Consider the following 14,527-nt stretch of genomic DNA (forward strand, 5'->3'; position numbering starts at 1 on the left):
AGGGAAAACTTCGATTTTTGCGAAGCGCGCCCCGGCCTGAACGGAGCTCTTTTTGTAAGCCTTGGAAAAGCCTTGGCACAAAAAAGCGGGAGTGGAGGACGGATAAAGGCGCCATAATAATTATAATTTTAAAAAGTTCTCTAATATTTTGCTTCCCAAAATTCCACTTTTCTCTGGGTGAAACTGAACGCCGAAAAAGTTGTCTCTTTGCAAAGCCGTGCTGTACGCTTCGGAATAATCCGTGGTCGCAATCGTGTGTTCGTTTTTCGCAACGTAGTAACTGTGAACGAGATACGTGTAAGTCTGCTCCGGAATTCCCTCGAATAAATCCGATTTCAAATCATAAATCTGATTCCAGCCAATCTGCGGAACCAAAACAGAATCCGGAAATTTCCTGACCGAAACGTCGAAGATTCCGAGCGCTTTCGTACTGCTTTCCTCCGAATCTTTGCATAGCAACTGCATCCCGAGACAAATTCCTAAAAGTGGCTGTCGGAGCGCCGGAATCAGCGAATCCAGCTGGGTTTCCCGCAAGGAATTCATCGCAAAAGAAGCTTCGCCAACGCCAGGAAAAATGACTTTGTCGGCGTTGGAAATCTCATCCGGATTGCTCGTAATCTTCGCCGAAAAACCCAGTCTTTCTATGGCAAACAGGAGACTTTGGACGTTTCCGGCTTTGTAATCTATGATAACTGTATTCATTTTTTTATTTTTTAGATGATAAATTCAAGATTCAAAATCTATCATCTATTTGTCTATTATCTAATTGTCTCCTACAACATTCCTTTTGTTGATGGTAAAATCATTTTGTCTGGGTCGCGTTTTACGGCGGATTTCAGGCATTTTGCGAAGGCTTTGAAAATCGATTCTATTTTGTGATGCTCGTTGTCGCCTTCCGCTTTGATGTTGAGATTTGCCCTTGCCGAGTCGGAGAAGGATTTGAAGAAATGGAAGAACATTTCGGTGGGCATTTTTCCAATCATTTCGCGTTTGAAATCCGCTTCCCAAACAATCCAGTTTCTTCCGCCAAAATCAAGTGCGACCTGCGCCAGACAATCGTCCATTGGTAAGACGAAAGCGTAACGCTCGATTCCCAATTTGTTGCCTAAAGCTTGATAAAACGCTTCTCCAAGCGCAATTCCAGTATCTTCAATCGTATGATGTTCGTCCACTTCCAAATCGCCATCCACTTTGATTTCCAAATCCATCTGACCGTGTTTCGCAATCTGGTCGAGCATATGATTGAAAAAAGGGATTCCTGTTTCGATGTTGGATTTTCCGGTTCCATCGAGGTTTAGGTTTATTTTGATTTTCGTTTCGTTGGTATTTCTGATGATTTCGGAAGTTCTGTTTTTGAGTTTCAGGAATTCGTAGATTTCTTTCCAAGAAGTGGTTTTTAAACTAACTACGCTTTCTAAATCATCATTTTCTAGAATTTCTTCTGCACCAAGATTTTCATCGGTATTAATGAAAATAGCTTTTGAATTGAGGTTTTTTGCCAGTTTCACATCAGTAATTCGGTCACCGATAACGAAGGAATTTTCTAAGTCGTAAGTTTTTTTATCAAAATATTTTGTCAGTAAACCTGTATTCGGTTTTCTGGTTGGCGCATTGTCTTTGGCGAAGGTTTTATCGATGAAGATATCTTCGAACTTGATGTCCTGGCTTTCAAACGCTTCAATGATAAAATTCTGAATCGTCCAAAAGTTTTCTTCGGGATGAGAATCTGTTCCCAAACCGTCCTGATTGGTCACCATCACCAATTCGTAATCCAGTTCGTTGACGATTTTTGAAAGGTAAGTGAAAACCTGCGGATAGAATTTCAGCTTTTGAAAAGAATCAACCTGATAATCTTCGGGTTCGAGGACCAAAGTGCCGTCGCGGTCTATGAATAGTAGTTTTTTCATTTTTTTTATGGACTTTTTATTTTTATGTGGCTTCGAGAGCCTCAGCCTGAAAACTGCTTAAACTTTCTTACAATTTTTATTTGTCACACTGAGCTTGTCGAATTGCTTTTTAATTCAATTTTTGGAGCGTTTCTATTAATTTCAAATTCTCTTGTGGAGAACCGATTGTGATTCTCAAGCAATTTTTGATGACCGAATTTCGGTTTCTTACAATCACATTTTCATCCACTAATTTTTGATAAATCAAATCTGCATTTTCAACTTCTATCAAAATAAAATTGGCGTCTGAAGGAAAAATTTTCTTAATCAATTTCAGTTGTTGTAAATTTTGAATCAGACTTTTTTTCTCATTCAAAATCAGTTTGATATTTTCTGAAACTTGATTGATATTTTCATCATTCAAAGCATTAAGAATTGCATTTTGATTAAGCTGACTGATGTTGTATGGCGGTTTTGTCTTATTGTAAAATTTGATAATTTCCTCGGAAGCATAAGCAATTCCAACCCGAACAGAAGCCATTCCCCAAGCTTTGCTGAAAGTTTGACTGACGATTAGATTGGGATAATTTTTAATTTGAATTCTGAAACTTTCTTCCGGACTGAAATCAATGTAAGCTTCATCAATGAAGACAATTCCGTTGAAGTTTTCAAGAATGTATTCTATGTTTTTAATTGAATTTCCAGTTGGATTATTTGGTGAGCAGATGAAAATAATTTTTAGGTTTTCGTCTTGTAAATACGGTTTCAAAGTCTCCAAATCAATTTGAAAATCTTCATTCAATTCCATATTGATAAGTTCAACATCATTTATGTTCGCAGAAACTTCATACATTCCATAAGTCGGTGAAAATGTCAAAACTTTATCCTTTTTCGGTTCACAAAAAATTCTGAAAGCCAAATCAATCACTTCGTCGCTCCCGTTTCCTAAGAAAATATTTTCAATAGAAATCTGATTAAGTTCACTTAGTTTTTCTTTAATTTTCCTTTGGTAAGGGTCGGGATAACGGTTCAATTCTCCGAAAGGATTTTCGTTGGCATCCAGAAAAATCCCGTTCTCACCTTCGAATTCGTTTCTTGCGGAAGAATATGGTTTGAGATTCAGAATATTTTTTCTCACCAATTTTTGAATATCAATTTTCATTTTTTAAGTATTTTAATCGGACAGAAACTGCGTTTTTGTGAGCCATCAATTCTTCGGCTTCCGCCATTAATTCGATGGTTTTTCCGATGTTTTTAATTCCATTCGTAGTGATATTTTGGAAAGTGATTTTCTTCACAAAACTATCCAGAGAAACACCACTGTAATTTTTCGAAAAACCATTTGTAGGCAAAGTATGATTGGTTCCGGAAGCGTAATCGCCTGCGCTTTCGGGACTGTAATTTCCTAGGAAAACTGAACCTGCATTTGTGATTTTATCAGTGAAATTTTCAGCGTTTTCGATTGACAAAATCAAGTGTTCTGGCGCATAAAAATTAGAAAAATCAATCGCTTCATCAATGGAATTCAACAAAATCGATTTACTGTTTTGCAATGTGATTTCAGCAATTTCGTTACGCGGTAATTCTTTGAGTTGGTTCTCTATTTCAATATTAATTTCATTTATAACTCTTTCAGAATCACTCAATAAAATCACCTGAGAATCCGTTCCGTGTTCCGCTTGAGACAATAAATCTGACGCTACAAAAGCTGGAATTGAACTTTCTTCAGCAATCACCAAAACTTCACTAGGACCAGCTGGAATATCGATGGCGACATTATAATTGAGAGCCAATTGTTTCGCAAAAGTCACGTATTGATTTCCTGGTCCGAAGATTTTATCAACTTTCGGAAGCGTTTCTGTTCCAAACGTCAAACCTGCAATCGCTTGACTTCCACCAACTTTAAAAACATTTTTAATTCCAACCAAATCAGCCGTAAACAAAATGGCTGGATTGATTTTTCCATCTTCGTCTGGAGGCGAACAAAGCGCAATATTTTTACAACCTGAGATGTTCGCCGGAATTCCCAACATCAGAACCGTAGAAAACAAAGGCGCTGTTCCACCTGGAATATAAATCCCAATATTTTCAATCGCTCGGCTTTCTCGCCAGCAAAAGACGCCTTCCGTCGTTTCAATGATTTTCTTCTCTTCTTGTTGAGATGCGTGAAATTTTCTGATGTTTTCTGAAGCTGTTTTTATAGCAGATTTTAATTCTTCAGAAACTAAATTTTTTGCATCATTGATTTCTGATTCTGAGACTTTTAAATCATTAAGAACAACGCTATCAAATTTTTCTGTGAAGAACTTCAAAGCTTCATCACCATTAATTTTCACTTCATCAAATATAGATTTTACTTGCTCAGAAAGGTTTTCCTGATTTTGCAAAGGTCTTTCGCAAAGTGACTTCCATTCTTTGATATTTGGATATTTGTACTGCTTCATCATAATATCATTTTTTCGATTTGCAAAACTAAAATTCCTTGTGCGCCTTCATTTTTCAATTTTTCTATCACTTCCCAAAACTGGTCTTCTTTGATGACTGAGTGGATGGATGACCAGCCACTTTCCGCCAATGGAAGAATCGTCGGCGATTTCATTCCGGGTAAGATGTTGATGATTTTTTCCAAGTTTTCATTAGGCGCATTCAGAAGGATATATTTGCTTTCAGAAGCTTCTTTTACGGCGTTGATTCGGAATAACAATTTTTTCAGAATGTCTTTTTTATCTTCTCGTAAATCAGAATTGGAAACCAAAACTGCTTCACTTTCTACAACCGTTTCAACTTCCTTCAAACCATTTGTCAACAAAGTTGAACCTGTGCTAATGATATCGAAAATCGCATCGGAAAGTCCGATTCCAGGAGCGATTTCTACGCTTCCACCAATCTTTTCAATTTGTGCATTGATTTTTTTTTCTTGGAAATAGTTGGAAAGAATCTCTGGATAAGATGTTGCAATCTTTTTACCTTCGAAATATTGAATTCCATTATAGCTTTCTTCTTTAGGAATCGCCAAAGACAATCTGCATTGTGCAAATCCCAATTTCTGGATGGTTTCAATTTGCTTTTTCTGTTCCAGAACTTCATTCAGACCAAGAATTCCGATATCGGCAACGCCTTGTTCCACGTATTGGGGAATATCATCGTCGCGAAGGAAAAGGATTTCCAGTGGAAAGTTGGACGAAACGGCTTTCAGTTTCCTGGTGCCATTGGAAATTTTGATTCCGCATTCTTCGAGGAGTTTGAGCGATTTTTCGCTCAGTCGTCCGCTTTTTTGTAAGGCTAATTTCAGTTTACTCATTTTAGATTTTGACATAAGTCCGAGTAAACGACAGGAGAATTTTTGGAATAAAAAAAACCGACTGATTACTCAGACGGTTTATATTTTTAGAAGTTATGACATATCACTACCTTCCCGTCTGTGCGAGGAAATGGTGATGATGATGCATAAATTGTGTAGTCATTTTGATATTTTAATGAAGCAAATGTATAGAACTTATTTTAATAAAATCTAACTTTTCTGGAAAATTAACTAAATAAAATTCTCGGCCCACTTCTGGACCATCTCAGAAAACCGTGTGTTTTCAAAGGTTTTGTTCCTGATTTTGGAAACCGAATGAACACCTTTTTCATCCGAAATTCTTAAAATCTCTTCTGCTTTTTGAGATTCGAAAGCAATGATTTCCGCTTCTTCGATTTCAGCCAGTTTATTTTTATGGATAAAAGTGACGAAGTTTTCCATTAGTGGCGAAATGTATGCGCCTTCGGTTTGTTTCGGGATTTTAATCACGTTATCCTGCAAAAACAAAAGATTTCCAAAGATACTTCTGGCGATTTTTTTGTTTGGATTAAGTAGAATTACATCGTCCAAATCATTTTCCTTAGCATAGATTTGAGCGTAAATATTTTCCGGAGAATGCACTCTGATATTACTCAGAAGATTAGCATTCACATTGATTTCCTTAATCAAATCCAACTCTACATTGCCTTGGATTCTCAAAACATCTTCCGTCTCATCCACTTCAAAGAAGAACGCCGTTTCCGATTTTGCCAAAGGTTTTTCGTCCTGTTTTCTGTAAGCCATCAACTGGACGATTCCGTTCTGAACGCCTTTCGATAAAACTTCGTTCTGAAAAAGTTCCTGAAAAAACTCCAATGTGTAAGTCAAAGGAATGTTCAATCTCATCTTTCGCATCGAAGCCATTAGGAAGAAGTAAGATTCTTCCGCCATTATGATTTGACCGTTTCTGATGAAAAATGAAACCCAAACCGAATCTCCAAAGAGAAAAGACCGATTTAGTATCTGTAAATTGTCTTGTATGTAAATTAATTTTTGTGAAATCATTTTTGTGAATGATTATTTATCATAAAAAATATAAAAAGAAAAAAGCACATCATTACAACAAATGCAAAGATAGATTTTGCGTTGGCAAAATTAATTGTCCAACCAAGCGCTGGATTACGTTTTGGCGGAAATAATCTTTTGTCTTCTTTATTATAATAAAAAATGCCGTATTTCCATAATTTGGAGCCGTCATTATTTAAATTTGAAGAATTCATTTGTAGTACTTTATTTATAAAAAAATAATGAACGATAAAATCGTTCATCCATTATTTTTAAGAAGCTCCTAATTTTAACTGTAGATTTTCTATCAGGTTTTCCCAATAGAGTCTGTTTTCCTCCTCATCGCCAGGCTCGCAGAAGTCTGTGATATTAAGAGAAAGGTCATCTGTAATCTCGTCTATGACAATAGAAAGTTCGAAGAAATATTTGGAACCTTCGTCCTCTTCCCAACGGAAACGCACGAAACTTTCCGGCTTATATCTGATAAGTGTCGCCTTTTCAGCAGGACCACTTCCCCAGCTGAAGAAAAAATCGTCTCCACGCTCCACCACATCTTCCGCAAACCATTCTGATAATCCTTCTGCACTCGCCAAATACTCGTACAAAATCTCTGAGAGACAATGCATATTGTATTCGTACTGCACTTTCGTTTTCGCCATATTCAAATTCTAATTGTGGCGCAATATATAAATTAATTTTTTATTTCCAAATCAAAATGTCTATGGAAATTCAAAATTTTTATAGAAATAATGTATGATTTTTATTAGCTGATTTCTACGATTCGAAAAACCTACAATTCATCGATTATTGGGGCAGCTTTATCCGCCTTCCGCTCCCAATCTTTTTTGCAGACCATTTCAGTTAAGTTGAACTTGAGTACAAGCAAAAAAGGATTTCCGCTCAAGTCGGGCTGCAGATTCGTCGGTAAATCAAACTTTGTCCTAAAAACATAATTTTGTCATTCCGTAGGAATCTCGATAGTGAAGTTCAGATTGCCTTAGTCTAACCAGTTCGTTAGGTTTACTACGGAATGACAAAGTATATTAAAATTCTTTTCTAAGCGTAGCGCCTTTGTGAACTTTAAACATTTGATTGTTAAAAAAATCTTAGTGTGCTTTGTGTTTAAAAACTATTCCACTTCATTCAAAGCTTCCAAGATAATCGCACAACCTTTTCTAATTTCTTCTTCCGAGATGGTCAAAGGCGGAGAGATTCTCATATACTCATTTCGATAAAGTTGCCAGAAGACAATCAATCCTTTTTCCATACATCTGGAAGCGACTTTCAAAGTGTATTCCGGACTACCAAGATTCACAGCCAACATCAAGCCTTTTCCATTCACATTTTTGATTTTTGGATGAACGAGTAATTCACGGAAGAGTTTTTCTTTTTTGTCGGTTTCTTCCATCAATCCACTTTCCAAAACTTCTTGTAAAGTTGCAAGAGAAGCAGCTGCAATCAGCGGATTTCCACCAAAAGTCGTAATATGTCCCAACTTCGGCGAATGCGAAAGGCTCGTCATAATTTCTTTAGAACTCATAAATGCACCAACCGGAACGCCACCGCCCATTCCTTTTCCCATCACTAGAATATCCGGAACAATCCCAAAATGCTCAAAAGCAAACAGTTTTCCCGTCCGTCCAAAACCTGGCTGAATCTCATCAAGAATCAACAACGCTCCGACTTCCTCACAACGTTTTTTCAACTGAATAAAATAGTTGTCTTTCGGCATTATAAACCCTGCAGCACCTTGAATTGTTTCTACAATCACGCAAGCTGTTTTCTCCGTGATTTTATCAAAATCATTTTCATTATTGAACTCGATGAAATTGACCATTGGCAACAACGGACGAAATTCTCTTTTGTGGACTTCATTTCCGGCAACAGAAAGTGCGCCGTGCGTGTTCCCGTGATAAGCTTCTTTGAAAGCTATGATTTCTTCTCTTCCAGTATAACGTTTCGCCAATTTCAAACTTCCATCAATGGCTTCTGCGCCTGAGTTGACAAGATAGGTTACTTCCAAAGGTTCAGGTGTTGCTTCTGCCAAAAGTTTGCAAAGCGCGACTGGTTTTTCCTGAGCATATTCTCCGTAAACCATCACGTGCAGATATTTGTCTGCTTGTTCTTTGATGGCGTTTACCACTTTCGGATGCGAATGTCCCAACGTATTTGCAGAAACGCCGGCTACAAAATCCAAATAAGCTTTTCCATCTTTTCCGTAGATGTAGCTGCCTTCTGCTTTTTCCACTTCGAAACCTGCGGCGTAAGGTGTTGTCTGGGCTTGGTATTTGAAAAAATCGGTCTTCATTTTAATATTTATAACATCAGTTTGTCATTCCGTAGGAATCTAAATAAAGCTGTCGAGATTGACTTCGTCGAACCACTTTGTTGGGTTTCCTAGGGAATGACTAAAATGGGATTATTTTTATAATTTAAGAAATTTCAAAGTTCGGAAAATTCTTAGTTTTTTCGTGGATATATCGACGAAAATTTCAATCTTGACGAAGCGCGCCCCGACTTGAGTGGAGCTCATTTTTGTTGCTGGTTTTAGCGAGGGCAAAAATAGCGGGAACGGAAGGCGGATAAAGGCGCCCAAATAAAATTACTTCTTCACCCGAATCGGTGTCTTCGGTTTGTTCTTTTCCTCGAGTTTTTTGCGTTCGGCATCTGCTCGTTCGAAGAGAGAATTGTCCGATTGATAAACGGTTTCCGGATAGTTTGGTGTGTCCAGGAAGATGTCGCGCCACTTTTGTGGTCGGTCTTTGGTGTTCCAGTTGAAATCCTTGAAAAACCGCTGTTCTTTTGAAATCAAACTCATCGGATAGGTGTCCGTATTGGCACCGATATTACAATCTACAACTTCCAATCGACGTTCCAAAAACTGCGCTGCGATCTCGCCACAAGTGGACAAGGCGACACCAATTCTCGTGATCTCGTGAGTTTTTTGATTTTCGTCATCGGCATAATTGATGGCTTGGGCATTGCCAACAGCTTTTGCAATGTCGATGGCGTTGTCTTTCAGATAGACGATCATATTTTTGCTTTTGATCTGGTGGAATTCGTCTTTCATATTCAGTGAGTCCACTTTGCTGATCGCGAAGGCATTTCCTAAAACCCGGATGGAATCTGTGATCTCTTTTTCTGGATTGCTGTATACGCGGATCTCATCGCCAGTAACCTGTTTCACGCCCATCCAAAGGATCGGTTTTCTGATCAGGTGCATCTCGCCGTCGGTCTCATTGAAACTTAATGAATCGGAACGGCCTTGCATATTGGTTTTGAAAATCCGTACTTTTTTGAACGCTCTCAGGAAGCTTTTTTTCTTAAGCTTGTTTACAGAATCCGGACGCTGATAGGTCAGGAATTTTTCTGCGGAAATATAGACGGAATCTTTGCTAAGGATTTTGACAGCGTAAGGTTTGTCCGTTACCATCGCAGAATCTTTTTTCTCGTAGATCTCGCCATAGCCGCCTTTGATGAAACGTTTTTGCTGTGGGTCGTCCAAGGTCACGTTGCCGTTTCCTTTTCCAAAACCTGTGTTTCTATTGAAATAGAGTTTGTCTCCGGTCAGGATCTTGTCGTTGTAATGTATTCTTGAATTCTTGTTAAGGAAAGATTCGCCGGTTTTGGAATTGTGAGTTCCCAATTCTGTGTAGACGTAATTTCGTGGATTCTCTTTAGCTCTGATGGTTGTTGGTCCAAAGAAGTCGGACACGCCTGTTGTCTGATTGGTTTTGATATTATCGCTTACAATAGTGTATTTATCGGTTTCGATGTTGGAACGACCAATGAAATCAATCATCTTGGTGTTGAGATAATAAGTTGCCGCCTTGGTGTACATTACGCTTCCATCGTTACTGTAAATCGTTCCGCCAGTGTTGAAGTAGGCCGTATTCGGAATCTTATCGTAATATAACGTTTCTGTTTTGATGGTTTGTTTCGGGTCGGTGAGGACCACGTTTCGTCTGGCAATTCCACGTTCGGTATTGCCATCATATTCCATTTCTTCTGCTGTGATCCGGTTACCGTCCGCCGTAGTCAGGACGACGTTTCCGATGGCTTTCAGGAAATTTTCTTTTTGATAAAGAACGACCTCGTCAGCTGTAAGCACAGAGCCTTGATGTTCAAACACAACGTTGCCAGAGAAAACAGGATTTCCCTCGTACTTGTCTTGTTTGATACCAAAAACATCAGAATGTTTATGTTGAACTTTCTTGGAAGCTTCCGTATTTGGTTTTGGATTGTTGAAAAAAGGATCTTTTACCAGACCTGTATTTTGGGTTGGCGCTACTTGCGAAAAGATTCTTACAACAACTAAAAGTAATATTAAAAGAAAGGTTTTCTTCATTAATTTTCAGACTTCTTATGTCCGTAGAAGTACAGCGAGTGCGTATCAATACTGACACCAAATGCTTTTTCAATCGAGTCTTTGATCCCTTGAATCCTTGGGTCGCAAAATTCTATGATCTCTGCAATTTCTTTGTCAGAATCTTCTTTGTATATCACCAAATGGTCGTGCTGCTTATCGAAATATGATTTTTCGTACGATGATGTACTCAATGTTTTCTCTCCGAACTGGTGCTTTCTGATCAATCCTGCATCAAGGAAAATCTCAATCGTATTGTAGATCGTGGCTTTGCTCACGTGGTATTTTTTCTGCATCATCAGAAGATAAAGATCGTCCACGTTGAAGTGATGTTCCATATTGTAAATCTCTTCCAAAATGGTATAACGCTCCGGCGTGTTGCGGAAGCCTTTATCCATAAGGTATTGTCTTAGAACATCTTTTATAGTTGCGATATTCAACTCTTTTTGTTTCGTATCCATCTTACAAAATTAGCGATTTTTTTTGTGATTAATCAAAATGCTTGCCTTCGACTCTTTCTATCTTCTCTGTTTTGATCTTCTGATCCAGTAGTGGCGCAGATTCTACAACCACATTGTGACTTGCAACACCATAAGCCGTGAAATCGTTGCTTCCAAGTTTCTTAACAAAATTATAGATGTTAAGAATAATTTTATCACGGATCGTCAATAAGAAGTCGTTGATGTAAACATTATCGATGATGACAAATTTCAGATCCGGTGGAATGTTATGCGTTCTGAGTGACGGATGTGAACTTCTGGATGGAATCGTTCCTTCTTCCATCATCTCTGCCAAAACTTGCTGGAAATAGTCGTTGATCCTTCTGTCTCTTTTGAAACCGAGTAAGAAACTGATCTTATAAATTGTTCCAGGTAGAATTTCCTCCACATTATATTTGAAGCTGTATGGATCTTCCTGGTTGACGATATTTAGAATGAAATAATGGTCTGCTCTCTTAGGTTGCGCTCTGATAATGGAGTAGATGATCTTTGATTCCACTTCGTCGTCTCTTTTTGCACGGCTGATAAAGGCCAGATTGGTCGCATATTTTGGAATCGTTTCATCCAGCTTCATATCTTTTATTGTGGAGATATATTTCTCAAGTTTCACAAATTTTATGAAAGTGGTTTTGATAATTCTGCCGTTGTACCAAGCGTACATACAGATTCCGATGAATCCTGCCAGAAGAACAGACATCCAACCGCCGTCAAAGAATTTGATGATGTTGGCACTGAAAAATCCACCTTCGATGACGATATAAATTAAAGCAAAAAAAGCAATCCATATTTTATTGGTTCTTGTTTTAAGAAACCAGAAAATGAGAAGAATCGTTGTCATCAACATTGTGACGGTAATGGAAAGTCCGTACGCCGCTTCCATTTTACTGGATTCTTTAAAGTAAATCACGACGATGAAACAAAGTATCAATAATCCCCAGTTGATTTTCGGAATATACATTTGACCTTTGATTCCAGAAGGATATTCGATTTCCTGATTTGGCCAAAAGTTGAGCGACATTGCTTCCGAGAACATTGTGAAAGCACCTGTGATAACGGCTTGACTGGCAATGATTGCTGCAGCGGTCGCGAGAACAACACCTGGAATAATAAACCATTCCGGCATAATTCCAAAGAATGGATTCTTGCCTGCAAAAACTTCGTGGTAATTGCTTAATAACCAAGCTCCTTGACCAAGATAATTTAGAATCAACATCGCTTTTACGAAAATCCAACTGGCCTGAATATTCTTAATACCACAATGTCCAAGGTCAGAATATAAAGCTTCTGCTCCCGTCGTACAAAGGAAAACAGCGCCTAAAATCACGATGGCACTTGGCGAATTATAAATCAATTTAAGTCCGTAATAAGGATTGAAGGCTTTCAAAACCATTGGGTGTTCTATCAATTGTACAAGGCCAAAACCTCCCAGAACCAAGAACCAAAGCACCATTACAGGTCCGAAGAATTTCCCGATAAAGCTGGTCCCAAATTGCTGAACAACAAAAATCACAATCAAAATGACTAGAGTAATAGGAACAACAGGCGGCTTATGCGTCACGAGTTCCAGACCTTCTATGGCAGAAATGACCGTCATCGATGGTGTGATAATACTGTCGGCGACCAATGTTGCCGCACCAATGATGGCCACGATGTAGAGCCACTTTTTCTTAAAGCGTTTCACGAGAGAGTAGAGTGATAAGATTCCACCTTCGCCTTTGTTATCGGCTTTCAAAGCGATGATAACGTATTTGATTGTCGTCTGTAAAGTCAGTGTCCAGATGATACACGAGAGTGCACCTTCGATGTATTCTTCCGAGATGATGCCTCCGGATTTTCCAGCGTTGATGATGGCCTTCATCACGTACAACGGCGAGGTTCCGATGTCTCCGAAAACAATTCCTAATGAAACTAAAATCCCAACTGCGGAAAGTTTTTTGAGGTCAAAATGACCACTGCTATCTTGCGACATAATTTAAGAATTATTGAAAAATAATTTTGCAAATTTAGATTATTTTATAGTCTGAGAAATTTTTTTAGTGAAAATGTAATATTGGAGAAGTTTTTGTAATTAATATAATTGATTGTCAGGCGGTTGTGAGCCCGATTTTTCTTGAATTACAAATACGAAATGAAACTCCACCATTTCCTGTTTTTAAGATAATCTAAGTTTTGGTCGTTCTTGTAAGCTTCTCTTTCGAAGCTGATGTTTCGGTAAGCCAGGTCTGGATTTTTGTATTTAAGATATTTGATGTAATATTCTGACAAGTACCAAATGTAAAATGGAATAATCAAAAGTTCCAGCTGCTGCCTAAGATGGATTTTCTCGTGGTTGATGAGAACCGGATTGTGTCTCAACTCTTTTTTCCTCAGCAAAATAAACGGGAACAAGGTAATCCCCGAAATTTTAGTATTTTTGAGTAATCTTTGGCAGATGATTATCATAGTTGAGTTTGGAAGATGGAAGTTAGAGGATGGAAGTTAAATCTTATTTTTAATTGATAAATTTGATTTGAAGACGAATCTGCAGCCCGACCTGAGTGGAAATCCTTTTTTGTGGCTGGAAAAGCGCAGGCAAAAAGATTGGGAACGGAGGGCGGAAATAGCTGCCATAATAATTTTGATTAATAATCTATCAAAGATAAAAATTTTGGTACAGTTTTTTAACTTATGAAACTAAATGACATCAAAGAGAACGAAGACTTCTACTACAACGAGCAAGGTTACAAGGTTTTTACGGAGAAATTCCATCTGAAACGTGGCTATTGCTGTAAAAGTGGATGTCGACATTGCCCATATGGCTACGATAAAAAGACGGATACATTTATTAAAAAATCTAAATAATATTACAATGAAAAAATATTTCTTCATATTACTGGCAACAGTTTCTCTGGGCGTGACTTCTTGCAGCCCTTTCAACGTGAAATCTGACTATGCAGCGACGGCAAATTTTGCCAACTACAAAACGTATTTGCTGAGAACAGACGACTTGAAACTGAACGATATCGACAAAGACAGAGTTTTGAACGAATTGTCCAAACAATTGCAAGCGAAAACTTTGACGTCGGCTCAGAATCCTGATTTGATTATCAATGTGAAAGCTTCGCACAAGAAAGTGCAGGATGTGACGACTTCTTACGGCGGCGGTTTCGGCTGGGGACGACCTTGGGGCTGGGGCGGTGGTTTCGGAATGGGAAATACCTGGACGAACAATTACAACAGTGGAACCATCGTAGTGGACATCGTGGATGCGAAAACCCAGAAATTGGTTTGGCAGGGCATCGGAAGCGGACTTTCTGTAGATTCGCCGAAGTCTAAACAAAGACAAATCCCGGAAATCGTAGCAGAGATAATGAAAAATTATCCGCCACAGAAAGGAAAATAGTTTTCAAAGACATTTAGATAATAGACTGATAGATTTTAGACTTTATCT

General features: G+C 38.3%; 15 protein-coding genes. 2 read left to right on the forward strand and 13 right to left on the reverse strand.

What is annotated here, in order from left to right; all coding sequences use genetic code 11:
• Positions 1 to 120: 120 nt before the first annotated feature.
• From hisH to PQ459_06180, 13 genes are all read right to left on the reverse strand, one after another.
• Positions 121 to 702, reverse strand: a complete 582-nt coding sequence (gene hisH, locus PQ459_06120; protein WDF48055.1) for an imidazole glycerol phosphate synthase subunit HisH — start codon at positions 700 to 702, stop codon at positions 121 to 123.
• Positions 703 to 773: 71 nt separating this feature from the next.
• A complete protein-coding gene (hisB, locus tag PQ459_06125; GenBank protein WDF48056.1) occupies positions 774 to 1,907 on the reverse strand; it encodes a bifunctional histidinol-phosphatase/imidazoleglycerol-phosphate dehydratase HisB in 1,134 nt (377 codons plus the stop codon).
• Between the two features lie 109 nt (positions 1,908 to 2,016).
• Positions 2,017 to 3,048 carry a histidinol-phosphate transaminase gene (gene hisC, locus PQ459_06130; GenBank protein ID WDF48057.1) on the reverse strand — a complete coding sequence of 344 codons (1,032 nt, stop codon included), beginning with the start codon at positions 3,046 to 3,048 and terminating at the stop codon, positions 2,017 to 2,019.
• Positions 3,038 to 4,330: a histidinol dehydrogenase gene (hisD, locus tag PQ459_06135; GenBank protein ID WDF48693.1), complete on the reverse strand. Its 1,293-nt coding sequence runs from the start codon at positions 4,328 to 4,330 to the stop codon at positions 3,038 to 3,040. Before hisD ends, hisC begins: the two co-directional genes overlap by 11 nt.
• Positions 4,330 to 5,187, reverse strand: coding sequence for an ATP phosphoribosyltransferase (gene hisG / locus PQ459_06140; protein ID WDF48058.1), 858 nt, complete (start codon positions 5,185 to 5,187; stop codon positions 4,330 to 4,332). Before hisG ends, hisD begins: the two co-directional genes overlap by 1 nt.
• A 231-nt stretch (positions 5,188 to 5,418) precedes the next feature.
• On the reverse strand, positions 5,419 to 6,231 hold the full coding sequence (locus PQ459_06145; GenBank protein WDF48059.1) for an aminotransferase class IV: 813 nt from the start codon (positions 6,229 to 6,231) through the stop codon (positions 5,419 to 5,421).
• On the reverse strand, positions 6,228 to 6,494 hold the full coding sequence (locus PQ459_06150) for a DUF5808 domain-containing protein (protein WDF48060.1): 267 nt from the start codon (positions 6,492 to 6,494) through the stop codon (positions 6,228 to 6,230). The genes PQ459_06145 and PQ459_06150 overlap by 4 nt, the downstream gene beginning before the upstream one ends.
• A 9-nt stretch (positions 6,495 to 6,503) precedes the next feature.
• The gene (locus tag PQ459_06155) at positions 6,504 to 6,890 is read right to left on the reverse strand and encodes an START-like domain-containing protein (protein WDF48061.1); all 387 of its coding nucleotides are present in this window, start codon (positions 6,888 to 6,890) and stop codon (positions 6,504 to 6,506) included.
• 470 nt (positions 6,891 to 7,360) lie between these two features.
• On the reverse strand, positions 7,361 to 8,539 hold the full coding sequence (locus PQ459_06160; GenBank protein ID WDF48062.1) for an aspartate aminotransferase family protein: 1,179 nt from the start codon (positions 8,537 to 8,539) through the stop codon (positions 7,361 to 7,363).
• A gap of 294 nt (positions 8,540 to 8,833) precedes the next feature.
• Entirely contained in the window at positions 8,834 to 10,579 is a 1,746-nt protein-coding gene (locus PQ459_06165; protein ID WDF48063.1) for an OstA-like protein, read from the reverse strand.
• Positions 10,579 to 11,058 carry a transcriptional repressor gene (locus PQ459_06170; GenBank protein ID WDF48064.1) on the reverse strand — a complete coding sequence of 160 codons (480 nt, stop codon included), beginning with the start codon at positions 11,056 to 11,058 and terminating at the stop codon, positions 10,579 to 10,581. Before PQ459_06170 ends, PQ459_06165 begins: the two co-directional genes overlap by 1 nt.
• Positions 11,059 to 11,086: 28 nt before the next feature.
• Positions 11,087 to 13,066, reverse strand: a complete 1,980-nt coding sequence (locus PQ459_06175) for a KUP/HAK/KT family potassium transporter (GenBank protein ID WDF48065.1) — start codon at positions 13,064 to 13,066, stop codon at positions 11,087 to 11,089.
• 146 nt (positions 13,067 to 13,212) lie between these two features.
• The gene (locus tag PQ459_06180) at positions 13,213 to 13,539 is read right to left on the reverse strand and encodes a hypothetical protein (protein WDF48066.1); all 327 of its coding nucleotides are present in this window, start codon (positions 13,537 to 13,539) and stop codon (positions 13,213 to 13,215) included.
• A 225-nt stretch (positions 13,540 to 13,764) separates the two neighbouring features.
• On the opposite strand from PQ459_06180, the gene PQ459_06185 reads away from it, so the two are divergent.
• Positions 13,765 to 13,938 carry a DUF5522 domain-containing protein gene (locus PQ459_06185; protein ID WDF48067.1) on the forward strand — a complete coding sequence of 58 codons (174 nt, stop codon included), beginning with the start codon at positions 13,765 to 13,767 and terminating at the stop codon, positions 13,936 to 13,938.
• A 7-nt stretch (positions 13,939 to 13,945) separates the two neighbouring features.
• The gene (locus PQ459_06190; protein WDF48068.1) at positions 13,946 to 14,479 is read left to right on the forward strand and encodes a DUF4136 domain-containing protein; all 534 of its coding nucleotides are present in this window, start codon (positions 13,946 to 13,948) and stop codon (positions 14,477 to 14,479) included.
• The last annotated feature ends 48 nt before the right edge of the window (positions 14,480 to 14,527 follow it).

Source organism: Chryseobacterium sp. KACC 21268, assembly GCA_028736075.1.
Lineage (GTDB): Bacteria > Bacteroidota > Bacteroidia > Flavobacteriales > Weeksellaceae > Epilithonimonas.

Bases quoted from the DNA above. Each gene is read 5' to 3' on its own strand.
- PQ459_06165 (WDF48063.1), bottom strand. From the start codon at position 10,579: ATGAAGAAAACCTTTCTTTTAATATTACTTTTAGTTGTTGTAAGAATC.
- PQ459_06185 (WDF48067.1), top strand. From the start codon at position 13,765: ATGAAACTAAATGACATCAAAGAGAACGAAGACTTCTACTACAACGAG.
- hisC (WDF48057.1), bottom strand. From the start codon at position 3,048: ATGAAAATTGATATTCAAAAATTGGTGAGAAAAAATATTCTGAATCTC.
- PQ459_06160 (WDF48062.1), bottom strand. From the start codon at position 8,539: ATGAAGACCGATTTTTTCAAATACCAAGCCCAGACAACACCTTACGCC.
- hisG (WDF48058.1), bottom strand. From the start codon at position 5,187: ATGAGTAAACTGAAATTAGCCTTACAAAAAAGCGGACGACTGAGCGAA.
- PQ459_06180 (WDF48066.1), bottom strand. From the start codon at position 13,539: ATGATAATCATCTGCCAAAGATTACTCAAAAATACTAAAATTTCGGGG.
- hisH (WDF48055.1), bottom strand. From the start codon at position 702: ATGAATACAGTTATCATAGATTACAAAGCCGGAAACGTCCAAAGTCTC.
- PQ459_06190 (WDF48068.1), top strand. From the start codon at position 13,946: ATGAAAAAATATTTCTTCATATTACTGGCAACAGTTTCTCTGGGCGTG.
- PQ459_06175 (WDF48065.1), bottom strand. From the start codon at position 13,066: ATGTCGCAAGATAGCAGTGGTCATTTTGACCTCAAAAAACTTTCCGCA.
- PQ459_06155 (WDF48061.1), bottom strand. From the start codon at position 6,890: ATGGCGAAAACGAAAGTGCAGTACGAATACAATATGCATTGTCTCTCA.
- PQ459_06145 (WDF48059.1), bottom strand. From the start codon at position 6,231: ATGATTTCACAAAAATTAATTTACATACAAGACAATTTACAGATACTA.
- PQ459_06170 (WDF48064.1), bottom strand. From the start codon at position 11,058: ATGGATACGAAACAAAAAGAGTTGAATATCGCAACTATAAAAGATGTT.
- hisB (WDF48056.1), bottom strand. From the start codon at position 1,907: ATGAAAAAACTACTATTCATAGACCGCGACGGCACTTTGGTCCTCGAA.
- PQ459_06150 (WDF48060.1), bottom strand. From the start codon at position 6,494: ATGAACGATTTTATCGTTCATTATTTTTTTATAAATAAAGTACTACAA.
- hisD (WDF48693.1), bottom strand. From the start codon at position 4,330: ATGAAGCAGTACAAATATCCAAATATCAAAGAATGGAAGTCACTTTGC.